Source organism: Bradyrhizobium sp. (assembly GCF_052389815.1).
GTDB lineage: Bacteria > Pseudomonadota > Alphaproteobacteria > Rhizobiales > Xanthobacteraceae > Bradyrhizobium.
The window spans coordinates 1-15,387 of record NZ_JBQTHN010000156.1; the positions used below are offsets into that span (position 1 = coordinate 1).

General features: G+C 60.4%; 11 protein-coding genes. 1 reads left to right on the forward strand and 10 read right to left on the reverse strand.

Annotation, left to right across the window (positions count from 1 at the left end; genetic code table 11):
- Positions 1-949 precede the first annotated feature (949 nt).
- The 5 genes from ACT4OC_RS24160 to ACT4OC_RS24180 are packed head-to-tail and all read right to left on the reverse strand — an operon-like array spanning position 950 to position 7,342.
- Positions 950-3,631 (reverse strand): arsenate reductase (azurin) large subunit, encoded by a 2,682-nt coding sequence (locus ACT4OC_RS24160; protein ID WP_444841558.1) that lies wholly within the window; start codon positions 3,629-3,631, stop codon positions 950-952.
- 12 nt (positions 3,632-3,643) lie between these two features.
- A complete protein-coding gene (locus ACT4OC_RS24165) occupies positions 3,644-4,228 on the reverse strand; it encodes an arsenate reductase (azurin) small subunit (RefSeq protein ID WP_444841559.1) in 585 nt (194 codons plus the stop codon).
- Between the two features lie 15 nt (positions 4,229-4,243).
- On the reverse strand, positions 4,244-5,443 hold the full coding sequence (locus ACT4OC_RS24170) for a cytochrome-c peroxidase (protein ID WP_444841560.1): 1,200 nt from the start codon (positions 5,441-5,443) through the stop codon (positions 4,244-4,246).
- A gap of 10 nt (positions 5,444-5,453) precedes the next feature.
- Entirely contained in the window at positions 5,454-6,596 is a 1,143-nt protein-coding gene (locus ACT4OC_RS24175) for a cytochrome-c peroxidase (RefSeq protein WP_444841561.1), read from the reverse strand.
- A 20-nt stretch (positions 6,597-6,616) separates the two neighbouring features.
- A complete protein-coding gene (locus ACT4OC_RS24180; RefSeq protein WP_444841562.1) occupies positions 6,617-7,342 on the reverse strand; it encodes a carboxypeptidase regulatory-like domain-containing protein in 726 nt (241 codons plus the stop codon).
- Between the two features lie 481 nt (positions 7,343-7,823).
- On the opposite strand from ACT4OC_RS24180, the gene hemG reads away from it, so the two are divergent.
- Positions 7,824-9,227 (forward strand): protoporphyrinogen oxidase, encoded by a 1,404-nt coding sequence (hemG, locus tag ACT4OC_RS24185; protein WP_444841563.1) that lies wholly within the window; start codon positions 7,824-7,826, stop codon positions 9,225-9,227.
- Here hemG and ACT4OC_RS24190 read toward each other — a convergent pair.
- The 5 genes from ACT4OC_RS24190 to ACT4OC_RS24210 are packed head-to-tail and all read right to left on the reverse strand — an operon-like array spanning position 9,224 to position 15,386.
- Entirely contained in the window at positions 9,224-10,468 is a 1,245-nt protein-coding gene (locus tag ACT4OC_RS24190; protein ID WP_444841564.1) for a radical SAM protein, read from the reverse strand. The two genes, hemG and ACT4OC_RS24190, sit on opposite strands and share 4 nt — an antisense overlap.
- Positions 10,465-12,141 carry a universal stress protein gene (locus ACT4OC_RS24195; RefSeq protein ID WP_444841565.1) on the reverse strand — a complete coding sequence of 559 codons (1,677 nt, stop codon included), beginning with the start codon at positions 12,139-12,141 and terminating at the stop codon, positions 10,465-10,467. The genes ACT4OC_RS24190 and ACT4OC_RS24195 overlap by 4 nt, the downstream gene beginning before the upstream one ends.
- Before the next feature lie 8 nt (positions 12,142-12,149).
- Complete coding sequence (locus ACT4OC_RS24200; RefSeq protein WP_444841566.1) at positions 12,150-13,745, reverse strand: c-type cytochrome; 1,596 nt, start codon at positions 13,743-13,745, stop codon at positions 12,150-12,152.
- Positions 13,735-14,469 carry a c-type cytochrome gene (locus ACT4OC_RS24205; protein ID WP_444841567.1) on the reverse strand — a complete coding sequence of 245 codons (735 nt, stop codon included), beginning with the start codon at positions 14,467-14,469 and terminating at the stop codon, positions 13,735-13,737. The genes ACT4OC_RS24200 and ACT4OC_RS24205 overlap by 11 nt, the downstream gene beginning before the upstream one ends.
- Positions 14,470-14,489: 20 nt before the next feature.
- Positions 14,490-15,386 carry a c-type cytochrome gene (locus ACT4OC_RS24210; protein ID WP_444841568.1) on the reverse strand — a complete coding sequence of 299 codons (897 nt, stop codon included), beginning with the start codon at positions 15,384-15,386 and terminating at the stop codon, positions 14,490-14,492.
- Between the last annotated feature and the right edge of the window lies 1 nt (position 15,387).

Here is a 15,387-nt window from a genome sequence, read left to right on the forward strand (position 1 = left end):
CGCAGGCTTCGTGGTAACGCTTGTCATGGCGTGGTCTCCAGCCCGGCGCGTCAACGCCGGGTGATTCGAGGTTGATCACCCCGGAGACTACGCCACTTTCAATTCCAACCACTTTCCGGACGGCACCATTCGCGACTGCTTCGACCGATACAGTGAAGGCGCGGGAGGATTTCGAACCAGGTCTCGCGGCCGCCGAGTATCGGCTCACGCAGGAATCGCCCTATCTGCGTTCGCTCACCACCCGGCTTCACCGCGGTCCAAGCGATGCGGAAGACCCGGTCCCGGACATTGTCCATTCCAGGTCACGATCTCCGACCTGCGATTCGGCGTCGGCGGGCTCCAGACAGGCGAGCAGTCGATCCGGCGGGGTGAAGGGACAGCCTGACCGGACTCAAGGCGCCATCGACGCTCCCGGTGTCTATCGGTAACGACGGGGCAACAATAGTCCCGTTCCGCCCCGCGCCGCTGAAGATTGAGATGCCCCAATTCCAATGCGGCCCCGTTCGAGTCCGTGAGTCTGGCCGTTGCTGCGATACGGCTCATCATCAAGCGAGCGGCCCTGCCAGCTAACCCGCCCGAGCTATGAAGCTCGATTGCTATCACGAAGAAAGTGGCGCCACCGGGAATCCGCGCGAGACCTCTGGTAGCGATCCGCGATGTCAGTCGTGCCGATCCTCCAGCGCCCGGGAGTCGCGTTTTCTCAAAATCGGCGACTGCATACAGCGGACGGCACGAACGGATCGAGCCCTATCCGGCGCTGTATGATCGGCCTTACAAGCCAGCGAAAGGTCTCCAACGCCGATACTGGATTACCGGGCAGCCCAACAGTGTTGAACGGGCTGCCTCCACAGACAGAAGGCTTGAACGATCGGTGCAGAGCGAGGCAGCTAGTGCAGGCGTGAGTGTTGCGATTCGGCTGCCGATCATTACTCCCTCTTCGTTGAGCGACCTATATCACGGGCCTTGGCTTGAGAGACATACTCGTGCGCGAATGTTTGTAGGGTGACTCGCCCACCTTCGTCAGGACGCCGCGGCCGAGCTTGTAGCGGTAGTTGTTGGTCACCGGATCGGGCACGGCATGGCAAACTGAGTTGGCTGGCGAGCCAGGATAATTGAAGTTGGCCATCGCCACGCCCTCGCGCATCTCGTCGCTGACGATGGCAACGGCCACGAACTGGCCCTCAGTCGTCTTTATGTGCCCATCTTTCATGAGCTGGTTGAAGTTGAGGTCGCTATCGAGGATCCCCTGCGGCTGTCCCATCTGGACGTAGACGGTGTCGTTGTATACTTGCACCAAGTCGCCGCTTTCGATGCTCCGCGGCTTGGCGTCGTTCGGATGAATGATGATGAACGGATACGGCCAACGCTGCGAAAGATATGGTTTACGTAGATCGTCAAACCCGGATTGCCACGTCTCGTTGATTCTTCCGTTGGTGACCCAGATCTCGCCTTTTTCAGCGCGCGGCTTGACCGCCTCGTAGAACTGGATCCAGCCGGCGAACTTCCAGGGTGACTTCAGCAGGATCGCCTTGCCGCTGTGTGTGTTGAACGCATAAAGAGATTTCTGCTGAACCTCGGCACCGTCGATCTCGCCCCAGTCGTTGGCCGGATCATGCAACCGCTTGGTTCCTATCAGTTTTCCCTCACGCATTCGGATCGGTGTCTGGATGCCGGTTGTACCGTAGCTGCGGAGCAGTTCGTGCCCCTTAATGCCCGTCTCTTTGGCTTTCACGACCAGCGGATGGTAGTTGAGCACACCATTGCGACCAAAGCGGGCCGCCTCCTCGAATAAATCGTTCGATGTCTTCCAATCGTAGCCAGAGAATTCCATTTTTTGCGCAAACTTCTGCACGGCCCACCAGTCCGGCTTCGCTTCGCCCGGCGCATCATAGAACTTGGCGTAGAGGCGTAGGCGCCGTTCTGAGTTGCAGCGCGTGAAGTCATCTTCGCCCCAGGTTGCCGCCGGTAGCACGATGTCGGCAATCTGGGTGTTGAGCGGCTCCACCGGGTAGATATCTGAATCGACGAGTACCATTCCGCCGCTATCGACGCGCTTCTTGAGCACCTCGAAGATCGCATTTCGATCCAGATTGGTGATCTGATTCGGATTGCCCCTCGTCTGGCGGAAGAGGCTGTCGGCCAACGCCTGCGATGCCATCATGGCCTGGATCCAGGTCGTGCCGAACACCCAGACGAACCTTGTTTCGCCATTCATCACCCAGCGGTCGAGATTGAAGCTCTTCTTGCGCCGTCCGGGGTACTTTTCGGGATTCAGCCAGCCGGAACCGCCGCCTGCCCCCATCATGCCGCGCTGGTGTCCGCCGCCGCGCGAGATCACCCGGCCCGGCCGGTTTCCGGCCCCGCAGATCAAGGCAAGCGATGCCAAGGAAGCTGTGTTCATGTAGTTGTTTGACCAGTAGTTCCCCTTCTCCATCATGAACGACGTCTTGGGCCGCTCGCCATTTGGCTTCGGCTTGGCGATCAGTTCGGCGCAGCGGCGAATGTCGTCGGGATCAAGTCCGGTCAGTTTCGCAGCGACATCGAGCTTGCTCTCCTCTTGCGCCAGAATGAACTTCGAATAGTCGGGCCAGTCGCTCTGCCAGACACCCCACGTCGTGCGCCATTGCCATCCGGTGTTGCGCGTGCCGCGACCGTAGCCGGAATCGACCTCCCAGCTGTTGGCAATCCACTTGTCGATAAACTCCTGATCTTGCCACTTGTTCTCGATCACGATGCGCGCCAGCGCCATGTGCAAGACCGAATCCGTGCCTGGAATAATCGGCAGCCAGAGGCCACCGTTCTTCACGCCGTAAGCGACGCCCATCGTCTTGTGCGGCGTGACGAAGATCATTTTCTTATTGCCCGGCATCAGCCAGTTGGTGAACAGCGTCGTCTTGGTTTCGTACGGATCCACGCCGGACATGAAGGCGACTTCGCACTCGCCCCAGTCCTCATAAGAGGCGGAGAAGGAATCAATACCGGCGTCGTCCAAGCCGGTCGCGTCATTCGTGTTCGAGCACTTGTCATGCGGCGCAACCGCCGGCGTTCCGATTGACGTCATTGCCAGCTTTGTGATGGCGTAGGTGTTCTCGAAGTATTGATATGAGTACATCTTCACCGCCCAAGCGTGCTCCCCGTACTTGACAAGGATGTACTTCGAGATATCCGCCATTACGTCGGTGGCAAGCTCCCAGGACACCGGCATCAGCGTTCCGCGTACGCGGATCATTGGCTGCAACAATCGCTCGCTGGTGCGATTCTCGGGGTTGTAGCATTTCTGGGCGAGCGTGCCGCCGCGGACCGAATGGTCGCCTCCCACGTTGACTACCGTAGCGTCCCAGTCCGGCACCACCAGCACATGGTGCGGTCGGCCGTTGTAACGCACGACATTATGTTGGCTTGGGCTCGCCCAGGGACCTTGCGGCTGATCGTGCGGGAAATCCACATTGAAGGCGTTCTGGGACGCCTTCATGCCGCCATCCTTGCCGACCGGCCAGCGATAGACCTTATAGCCGCAGGCGATCGTGCAATAGTCGCACGCGGTCGTCAGCACCTCGGCATCTTTCGGCGGCAGCGGCACAAAGTCTTTAGCGTACACGGCGAAGGCGTGCGGATACTGCTTCTCAGTCATGGCTCACACTCCTCAAGCGCGGCGCGCGGCGACGTTGGCCGCGTAGCCATAGACCAGGCCCATGACGCCGACTGCGTAGATGTCGTCGCCTACAGTTTCAAGCACGATCTGCGGCAGGCTTTCGGTTGCATGACCGGACACCACCATGCCGTGACGGGTGAGGTCGAAAGTCGTCAAGTGAAGCTGGCACGGACCGAGAATCTGATGCTCCTTTTTGTAGCTGCCATGGAGCGGTCCACCCATATGCGTGCAAACCTGATTGAAGGCCACGATATCCTGGGCGGGACCAACACCACCGCCCGCCGGTACATCCAGCTTGACGAGGATGTTGCTCACGGTCGCATACGGATAGGCAAATTCGATCGGACTGCCGGGCCTGAGGGCAGAGACCTTTCCGATCCCTTGTCGGGGATAGTCCGCCTTCAAAGCATGAAGCGGCGCTGCGTCACCGCGATCCTGGATACCATTCAGGGCGATCAGCGTGACCGCTGCACCACCCGTGAGCAGGAGCCGGCGCCGGCTAACGCAGTGGCCACCCGGAAGCCCATGATCGTGATCGCGATCATTGCGCGCCTGTAGGCCGTGTGTCTCTTTCATGACGCGTGCTCCTTGTCATTTCATGATTTTATATTCGGGAAGCGCCGGCGCCGGAACGATCAACGGCGTGTCCATGCTGAGCGAACTCAGGAACTCGACAAGGTCCTTCTTCTCCTGGTCGTTCAAGCCAAGCGGTTTGATGAGCGGCGATTTGGTCGGACCAGGCCCGCCTCCGGCGTCGTAGAAATCGACAACTTCTTCGAGCGTGTACAAGATCCCGTTGTGCATATAGGGTGCCGTGTACTTGAGTTCGCGGAGCGAGGGAGTGCGGAATTTGCCGATGTCTTTGGGGTTCTTGGTCTGATAGTAGAGCCCCATGTCGAGATTGGCGCTCTTGTACCCGGCTTGCGTTATTCCCTTCTGGTAGTGCTCCCAGCGGTGGGTGATCTGGTAGAGCGGATCGGTCTTGAATACTTCATTCTCCGGCACGCCAAGCGCGTGGAAACGCTGGTCCGAAGCGAGTTGTCCGTTGTGGCATTGAATACATCCGGCCTTGCCGTTGAACAGTTCAAGCCCGCGCAACGCGCTCGCCGATAGCGCCGATTTGTCACCCATCATGAAGCGATCAAACGGAACTTTCTTTGGGTCGGATACAATGGTCCGTTCAAAGGCCGCGATGGCCTGATAGGCGTGGGTGATGCGCGGCCAGTCCGCCCCAAAAACCTTCTTGAACTCGGCCACGTATTCCGGAATGAAGCGCAGCCGCATTTCCATCAGCGAGGGGTCCCCGTTGCCCGCCACGTTGCCTTCGGCCGCGGCCGGCGCCTGGGCCTCGAGACTCGTCACGTTTCCTTCCCAAAACAGCTTGTTGTAGAACGCGGAGTTCAGGATCGTCTGCGAATTCCGCCAGTGCTGCGTGCCGGGATAGCCGCGCGAGATCTCGCCGCCGTCACCCCACCCCTGGTCGGGCAGGTGACAAGCAGAGCACGGGGAGCTGGCGTCACCTCCCAGGCGCGGATCGAAGAAGAGCTTCTTGCCGAGTTCGATCTTCTCCGGCGACATCGGGTTGTCGACCGGGACCGGGACTGGCGGCAGCGGCCCCAGCGGAGGAAATTTCACTGCACCTGCCAATGCCGTTTGCGCGGGTGCACGTGCGGATTTCGACGTCTTGCCCTGCTGTGCGCCAGCGATGTCCGCTTGCAACACTGCAACCAGGCCGACCAAACCGGCGCCCAGCAGGAACACGAACGGGGCGATCATCAACTTGGTTTTCATGGCACCCTCATCAGTTCGTGCCGAACACTCTAACTTTGTAGCCCGGCAGTTTCGGCGGCTCCGTTGTCACCGGATCACCGCTCAAGCTTTGCAGAAACGCGACCAGTGCCGACCTTTCGGACGAACTCAGGTTCAGCGGCTTCAACTCGGAGCCCTCGCCGCCGCCTTTGTCATAGAAATCGATCACGTCGTTTAGCGTCGCGTACATGCCGTTGTGCATATACGGCGCGGTATATTTGAGCTCGCGCAATGACGGCGTCAGAAACTTTCCGACGTCACGCTTGTCCTTGGTGATCGCATAGGCCCCGACGTCGGTCCGCGCATTCATGTAATTGGGCATTCCGCTGGTCGCATAGTGCCGCAGCATCGTGATGGCGCGCTCAGGCGTGTTCCAGACGTTCGGATTCTCCGGCACGCCGGTACGATGCACATTTCCATCCGAAAACGTCGAACCATTGTGGCACTGAATGCAGCCGGCCCTGCCCTTGAACAGCTGCAACCCCTGCTCTGCCTCCGCGCTGATGGCGGCCGTGTCGCCCGCCAGATATCTGTCGAAGGGAACGTTTTTCGACTGAATCGTCTTCACAAACTCGCCAACGACGTTGAAGACGCGCATGCCGTTGATGTCATCATTCTTCTTGACGGCCGTATCCCACATCGCGACGTATTCAGGGACTTGCTTCAGGCGCTCCTGCATCAGGCGAGCGTCCATGTTCATGGTGTGCGCCTCGGTGATCATGTCGCGCACCAGCGTGCCCATGTCCGAGCCGTCGAGGCGCCCGTCCCACATGAACCGCTTTCGATGTCCGGCATTGATCAGGGTGGGGCTGTTTCGAAAATATTCGGACGCAGGATAGCCCTTCGAGAGTGGCGCTCCATCGGCCCATCCCTTCTTCGGGTCATGACAGGACGCGCAGGACAAGGCTGCGTCGCCTGACAATCTCACGTCGAAGAAGAAGTAACGCCCGAGCTCTGCCATCTTCTCGTTGATCTTTAGGCGCGGCAATGGTGCGAGGTCGGGATAACTTCCAGGAGCTGCGGGCGGAGCTTGGGAGTGTCCATCGGTCGCCCACGTTCCGACAATGCCGGCCACAGCGACGGCCATTGCCCACTTTGTCGCGCGCCCCGTCAGGCTTTCTGTGCCGTTCATCATGACAGTCCCCCGGTTCGCACCTATTTCGAGAACTCGAAGGCGACCGACGCCGGCGCCCCTGGCTTGACACTGATCTTGGTGCTCCTTTCACCGAGGACCGGATGCCACGCCTTCACTTCGTAGTCGCCTGGCGGCAGCGCATCGATCTTGAAGGAGCCATCGGCCTTGCTGACGTCGGCATAGGGATTCTCAATGGCGAAAGCCCACCCATGCATGAAGTCATGCGCATCGCATTCGATCTTGATTATACTGGCGCGCCGCAACTTGACGGGTTGCCTGATATCGCCCTTGTCCGGTTGGCCGACGTTGAACATCGTCCGCCGGACGTTGCCAATGATTTCATAGGTGTGGATGTTGTGCAGAACCGGGTCTGAGTTCCGGATCGTGAGGTCTTCTTCCTTTTTGACGAGAAGTACTTCGGGGGCGAAGCGGCAACCCTGCTGATTGAGCACCGGCTTGGCCGGATCGCTCCAGGCCTTGCCCTTGTCCACCTTGGCCACGTAGACGACGACGTTCTGCAGCGCGCCGTCCTTCACCGCTACCTCGACGATCTCGCGGATGCCGGCGCCGCACACGGACGGGTCCTTTGCGACGGCCATCTTGCGTGGCTCAGGCACCGTCCCCTTGAAGGTGACTTTGCCGACAAGCTCGCCCCCGTCAGAGACGGCCGTAACCTCATACGCGTGAGCGGTGGACAGCGCGGCAACCGTCCCGAGCACAGCAATCACCCAGACGCGCTTCTTCATCTAATCCTCCTTGCTCGAATCCCGTGTCGGAGACTTGGCTTCTCGGGACGGTCACCCGCGCATTTCGACAACAACAGGCTGACAGGAGCAAAACCCGTGCCGCGTCGGCACCTTCGCAAGGAAACGAGGGAAACGTCCGGATCGACAAGAGAACATCGCGGCAATCGCGCTCGGCGATCGGTTGACAACGCGAAGGGGCTTCTTGCGCTACCGTTGAGCGACAAGATTCTGGCCACGGTGGTCGAAACCTGACCGGCCAGAATCACGCAATCGCAGGCAGGCACCTGCTCGATTGGACGCAACCAGCGCATGTTTCGGCGAAGCGGGCACCGGTTTGCCGATAGACGCATGCGCCACTTAGTGATTTGCAGCCATCGCGGGTCAAGGCGCTCGATTTGATCCGATTCGACCTGATCGGAAATGGCTGTAGAAGCGACCTCACACAAGATCGTGTTGGTACGCGAGTTGCCTGTGGCCGCGCATGACCTCTTGTTTCGACGTTGTCGTGCTTGGCGCCGGGCTCTCTGGCCTTACCGCCGCTCATCGGCTTCAAACTCTTGGGCTCGACGTCCTGGTCCTCGACCGCCGCAGTTATGCGGGCGGCCGGGCGCACACGGAGCATATCGACGGCTTCCTGATGGAGCACGGGCCGACCAGCATGGTTGGACCGGCTTCGGCGGTAGAGCAGCTCATCGCGGACCTCGACCTTAGCGGCGAGAGAGTTGAGCGCGGTCTCGGTGTTAGAAATCGCTATCTCGTGCGCGATGGACGACTGCATGCGCTCCCGATCGACCCGGCAAGATTCTTCTTGTCGTCGTTCTTTTCATTGTCGGCTCGCCTGCGATTGCTGCTGGAGCCTATCATTCCTGGAAGGGCCGGAGACGAAAGTGTTGCAAGCTTCGTGCGCCGTCGCTTCGGCAATGAGATGCTCGACTACCTCTTTAATCCGCTCGTTGGAGGGCTGTTCGCCGGCGCTCCCGAAGCGTTGTCAGTGGCAGCCGCCTTTCCGGAACTCAAGCGCCTGGAACTCCAGTTCGGCTCCGTGCTCAAGGGTATCGCTGCATCGCGCTTTCGAGGCGATTCAGGCAACCGCTTCTTTGGTCGAAGGACACTCTTCTCGTTCCGCGACGGAATGTCGGCATTACCCCGTGCTCTCGCGGCCAGATTGGGACGACGGCTGCGGCTCGGTCATATGGTGAAAAAGCTCGCATGGACGAAGGCCGGCGAATTCCTTGTCAAATCTCACACCCATGATGGCGATTATTGGTTTTCAGCGCGCAGTGTCATTGTGGCCCTGCCTTCCTATGGCGCAGCCGCGGTCATCGAACCGATCGATCAAGATGTTGCCTCGACCCTGCGAGCGATTGAGCATCCTCCCCTTGCGGTCGTGCTTCTCGGCTATCGGCGCGAGGATATCCCACATCCGCTCGACGGCCTTGGATTTCTCGCTCCGGAAGTGGAGCGCCGCTCGCAGCTGGGGATGCTGTTTTCTTCAACGCTATTCCCAGTTCGCGCGCCGCAAGGATACGTAGCCCTCACGGCAACGGTGGGTGGCGCCCGCCAGCCCGAGTTCGCAAGGCTTCCGGAAGCAGATCTGCGCGATCGCCTACATGGCGAGGCCGTTTCCCTGCTCGACGCGCGCCGGCCGCCGGTGTTGACCCGAACGCGATATTGGACGCGCGGCTTGCCTCAGTACTCTCTTGGACACATCGAGCGCATGCACGCAGTCAGAGATCTGGAAAAAGAGCTCCCGGGTTTGTTTTTCACCGGCAATTACATTTCGGGGATTTCGACCACGAATTGCATTGCGCAAGCGATCGAGGTCGCCGACAGGGCGGCTCACTTCCGATCGGCGAGCATTTTGACTCGAACGGCTTTCGCCTAACCGCAGCCAAAAGCAGCTGGGGGTCGGTGAGCGCGCATGAATTCGAGGGTGACCAAGGACACGCCCGCTGACCGCGCTCTTGCCTCGGTGCGCTCTTTGACACGCGCGCGCACGAACGACGGTATGCGTTCGAGCATCGCCCAAGCGTCATCCGCCCAGGCCAGTTCCTGCTCACAACCGAGGACTCGTGTTTCAGCGGGCAGCGTTTCGGGATGGCGATCCGGTGGACGAACGTAATCGCACTTCGGGTCTTCCGCCATCAAATCGCCGCGCACGGCCAAGGCCCGCGCACGGCATCCGCCGCAGCTAACCGCAAAATCGCAGTCGCCACATTTTCCACCCGGACGTTCGTCGCGCAAGCGGCGGAACATCGCTGATTGCTCGAAGATCGAACGCAATCCTTCGCGGCGCAGCGACCCGGCCACACCAGGAATATATGGGCACGGAGTGACTTTTCCTTCAGGCGTGATCCGAAGGTAGGACTTTCCGGCAAGACAGGAACTCGAAAAGTCGGCGAACGTCCCTGCGCTATCGCCAGCCTTAAGGCCAAGCTCTCGCCTGACGTAAGGCGCACAGCGGGCCCTAATCATCACCCCCGGCCGCTCCGACTGCAAGCGCAGAATCTCGCGCACGGTAGCGGCATAAGTTGCATTGTCGAGATCGGTCTGTGTGACCCCGCGCCCGGTACAGACCAGAAAGAAGAAATTCAGAGCGATTGCTTGAAGATCGGCGGCAAGATCGGCGATGGCGTCGATTTCGCGCCGGTTGTCTTCGAACATTGTTGTCTGCATCAAGACGGCAAGTCCCGTCCGGCGTGCCGCAGCGATGCCGGAGATAGCAGCCGTCCAAGAACCGGCGTAACCCCGCAGCCGGTCGTGGAAATCAGGATTGGCCGAATCAACGCTGATCCCGACACCGGCTACCCCGGCATCGCGCAGCATTCGGGCCGCGCACTCGTCGAGCAGCGTCCCGTTGGTGCCGATCACCGGCATCAATCCTGCGGCAACACACGCGCTGACGATTTCCGGAAGGTCGGAACGCAGCATCGGCTCCCCGCCGGTGAGCACAACCATGCTGCCCGGCGCCAGGTCGGTGATCTGCGTGATGACCTCGCGTGCCTCAGCCGTCGAAAGTTCGCCCGTTTGCGCGCTGTCACGGTGGTGCGCGCTCAGATAGCAGTGGCCGCACGCCAAATTGCAGCGACGGGTCAGATTCCACGATATGAGGAACGGTGCCGTCATGGGATCAGCGAGGCGACGTCCGGGCCCAAGCTGTCGGACAGGACCTGTCGGCTTTCCTTCAAGCCGGCATCGGCGATTGGCTCGGTCACGCGCGACAAGCCTTGTGCTCTCGCGATCTCCTCGATCCGGAAGCGCGCCCGGTCTCGCATGAAGCCCTCCGGAACGCGTGCCAGCCGCCTAACAGCCGCCTCATCCCAGGCCATTCCGGTCACATCGTCGCTGCGGGCGGCGCGATCGACCGCACTTCCCACGACCTCTTCAACGAGTGCATCGTCGATCACAGTCAGTTTCCGTGCTCTGGCAAGTTTCTCGACCCGCAGACGCGTATTCGCACGGATTGCAGGATCGACAATCTGCTCAATCCGATTCGTGGCCTTCTCGGGCCAGACAAGGCGGCCGGGAAATGACGCTTCGCCTTCGTGGGCAAACGGGCACCTTTTCGCGCTCTCACTTCTTCCGGACACGACACCCTGCATGACTTCGCGCGCCCCCGGCGGCATCAGCGCTTCGAGGCAGGCGTCGATGACATCCGATGTGATCACGGTGTGAGCGCGCTGAATTCCAAAATTCATGATCGCGGTCTTCGCCATTGCACGTGCCGAGGCTGGAACGCGCGCGAGGCGTTGCTCCGCCTCCTTCGTCCAGGCGAGCGTGGTATCCGCCATTGTTTCAATCGGGGGGTGGAATGTCCGCGCAGATAAGAGGACGTTGCAGGGGGCCAACCGCAACACGTTCTCGGTCACGCTGCCGAGATCCATGTCGGCATCTGAATGAACGCCGATGCGACCGACCACGAGCAGCCAGGGCATTCGTTCGCGCGCGTAACGAAGCACCTGCTCGAAGGCCTTGCCAGCCAGCAGCTTGGTTCGCAGAGGAACGTCCAAGTCGGAAGCAATCCGCTTCGCAACATCGAGATGCGCCTGATAGATTTTTGCAAGACCGCTGTCGATGATCTCTTCGTGCAGCTTCTCTTGCTCCTGGAAACGAAAAACGCTTGCGGCTTCGGGCGACAGGACGCCCGCGATCCGATTGAACGCGACATAGTGGAAGTACGGATCGAATGCCGCAATCGCCTCGACCTCGCGGCCCAGTGTCTTTCCGAGCCAAAGCGCCGTGCGCAAGCCGCCGAACGAATGCGCGCTGCCGTCCAAGGCAGCAACAATCGGACTTTGAGAATCGGATTCCCTGTCCTTCACGATCCAGACATCGCGGTCGATGCGGCGAACAACACGTTCACAAACGCTACCGATGGTAGTCGTATCGACCGCTCCAAGTCCGATTGATCCGAGAATGACAAGATCATGGGTAGAACCGGTGATGTCGCTGACCAGCGATTTCCAATTCTTGCCTTCGAGCGCTACGCGTTCGCAGTCAAGACCGGCCTTGGCGCAGCGATCCGCAACAACGTCGAGATATGATTCGGATATGATCTGCAGGCCACGGGTGATGAGATCATCGTGGATGTCACGCTGCTCGACCAGCTTATCCTCCTTCAGGTATTCCTCTGGAAGTCCACTTTCCATCTGACGAAATCTGCGATCGTGGAGCGCCGCCGCATAGACGTGACTTGTGGTGATCCTCGCGTCGGAGCACCTTGCAAGCTCGATTGCGAGATCGACGCTCGCCAGCGCGTGCGGCGAATTGTCGAAGGGAATATAGAGGGACTTGAACATGCTGAGCCTCACTTGAAGGGAACACGAAACTTCGTGCTCGCGGTTCCTAGCCATGACACCTGCGTTGTCGCTACCGTCGATTCACTATCTTGCTCACTGCGTCGACGACGCATGCGCCGTGCGAGCCAGGCCTCGCCACCAACGACAAGAGCCCCGACAAACATAGGCCACAGGTAGGTGCTCGTTGGCGTCGGGCTCTGCGGAAGAACGTAGTGCCAAGCCGATAGCGCCATCTTCAGCTCTTCCTCGCCTTCGCCGCCATTCCAGAGGTGGAACGCGATAGGAATGAACTGGCCGGGGGAGAACGTCAGGCTACCCGGGCTTTCAGGCCGCAGCGTGCGGCGAAACACAACCTGATATTGACCATCGACGAAGGTACCAGCAGCGCGCAGGTCGCGGTTCGCAACAGCCTCAGTTCTGTCATGCCCAAAGGCGCGGGTCCGCTTCAGTCCGGTGCCCGCGCTCCAGCGCCAATGCTCGATAGCGCGGTTGTGGTCGCCCAGGACAAAATACGGCTTCTCACCCCCCAGACGGGTTAGCTCGTCGGCGGGAAACTGTAGCGCCACCTGATCCGGCGGTTTACCGTCTCTTCCCTCGTTGTGAGTTCCATCGTCCCAGGTGACGCGAATGGCAATCTCCTTATCATTGTAGAGCGCTTTCGCGCTGATCACGTCATTTGCAGGCTTGAACCAGCGCGGCTCAAGAATGATTTGACCGGCCAGCGGCACATCCAGATCATCGGCCTTATCCCAGATGTCCGCACCGGGATCAGCCGGAATGTCTCCCTTCGTATGCGTCGCCTTCAGCACTTGTCCCGCTTTAAGCGGGCGAGACAGGCTCTTGACGTAAGCTGCGAGAGCCCAGCGGTCACCTTCGTCCGGGATGCTGGCGAGGAACGAAGGCATCGGCGTTCCGTTGAAGCCGGTGGTGAACGTCCGGTAGATATCTTCAAGGCTGTCGCCTCCGCGGAATCGCCAACTTTTGGTGAAATTGACCGGCCGAATAGGTTGACCCCAATCGTCCTTCATACCGGAAGCGGACGGACCTTCTCCGCGCCCTAGCTTGCCGTGGCATTGCCAACATTTCTTCGCTTCATAAAGGGCTTCGCCACGCTTGATCAGATCAGGCGTCACCCGCGGGGCGTTACGCGTGACAACCTGCTGCTTGGCCGGCTCATCTTTGAAGACACCGATCTCGTCGAAGGTTTTCACGTAATGGACGAGTTGCCATCGCTCATTCTCGGTCAGCAGCTTCTTCCACGCCGGCATTGAGGTGCCCGGCAACCCCTCGCTGATAACGCGGAAAAGATCGTCGTCAGTCGGAACCTGCCCGGAAAGCGTGCTGCGGACTTTGAACAGCGCAAGCGTAAAATCGCGCGGACGCGGGTAAACGAACTCGGCGGCCGGGCCATCGCCTTTGCCCTGCTCCCCGTGACACTGCGCGCAGCGCGCCCCATAGAGTTGCCTGCCGAGCACCGGATCGGCAGCGACCGCCGCTGGGCGAACCGGCTCCATCCGCACATTTTCCGCGCCGGGAGCCGCCGTCGCGATCCATATGACTGCCGTCAAGTGTGCGACGCTGGCGAGTGCGAGCCTAGTGCGCATGGTCGGGCTCGTCCCAGGTGCGTGGCGTCGAGCCGGAGGCCGCGTAGATGTAGAGAACCAGTTTCCAGATTTCGTCCTCTGTCAGAAAGTCCTGCCACACCGGCATTGCGGAGTTCCAGGGCGTGGCTCCTTTCGGCAGTCCGGGCCCGCCGGTGGCGATGCGCCAGAAGACGAACGATTCCTGGAGCATCGAGATCGTCCCAACGTCGCGGAAGTTGGCTGGAATCGGCCGGAAGGCGGATGCAAAGTGCCCGTCGCCGGAGAGCATGTCGCCGTGGCAATAGAAACAATTCTTGAAATAGAGCGTCTTGCCCTCGGCAACCGCCGCTGCGACATCCTTGCCGTCACCGCGGAAAGGATTGCGGAGGCCTGTGAGATCGATTTGGCGTCCGCGGAAGCGGAAGCTCATCGGCGGCTCGGGATGAACCACGCGCGGCTCAAAGGGGGCGTCGTGAGAGGAAAGCAGACGCTGATAAGTCGCTGCGGCCAGCAGCAGCGGAATCCCGGCAAAGGCCGCCACCGCCACCAGCCGTGGCGCCCGTCCGCTGAAGACGGCTTCAATTGGCGTCAGAAAACCTCGCAGCCGTCGCTCGTTCGAAAAGACAAAGACGAGAATCGCCGCCGTTACCAGCGCCATGTACATCGTGAGCACGCTTGCCGGTATCGGCGGCGACACCCATGTCTTGAGCGCGGCGAATATTGCCGCCCACAGCAGCAAGGCCAACGGCAACGTCCAGCGTGACATCATGAGCTGGCTCCTTTCCCCTCCCATCGGCGTGCGAGGACCAGCGCGAGAGCCATGCCGAGATTGAACACGAGTATGACGAGACCGAGCCGCACGCCTTCGTGCGACCACGGCGACGCTGCCCCGGTTGGGCTGTACGAACCACCGGCAAGCCCCACGAGATAAGCTACGATTTCGTGCCGCTCGCCCTCCGGAAGATGCTCGAAGCTCGGCATTTTGCCGGCCTCGAACCCCTTGGTCGTCCACGCCGCAGGGTTTACCATCTTGCGCAGGATCTCTTCGGGCGTCCGCGCGGCGGCGACTTTCGTGAGATCGGGGCCAACGGTCCCACCTTCTCCGTTCACTAGGTGACAACCCGTACAGGCGCTTTCATCCATCAACTCGCGACCGCGATGCACGCCTTGTCGCGCGTTACTTCCGGCCGCAAGATCGCCGGATGCGATTCGCATCGTCACCTCGCCGCCGCCGAGAACCTGCAAGTAGGACACGACGGCCTTTACCTCCGCCGGCGTCAAATTGGCCGGCGGCTTCAGCGCCGAAGGCATGATGTTCGGATAGCCCGTGACGACGAAAGCGTCGGGCGTGGTCAGTGATTCGAGAAGATAGTCCTCCGCGCTCATTCCCGGTTTGCGGCTCGCCGCGCGCGCCAGTGCCTGGCGCAGATCGGGGCCACGCTCGTTTCCGGTCTCACCGTCCTTATGGCAGACAAGACATCCTCCCTTGCCGCGCAGTAGTTCACGCCCGATCGATGCAAGTTCCTCCGCATTCGTATCGACACTGATGGTCCGCTTCGCCGGCGCATGCTCCTCGAATTGCGGGACTAGTTGGCCGAGATAGGCATAGGCGCTGACGATGAGGAGAACGAAGGCAGAGATTTTGGTGAGCGTCCATCCCATC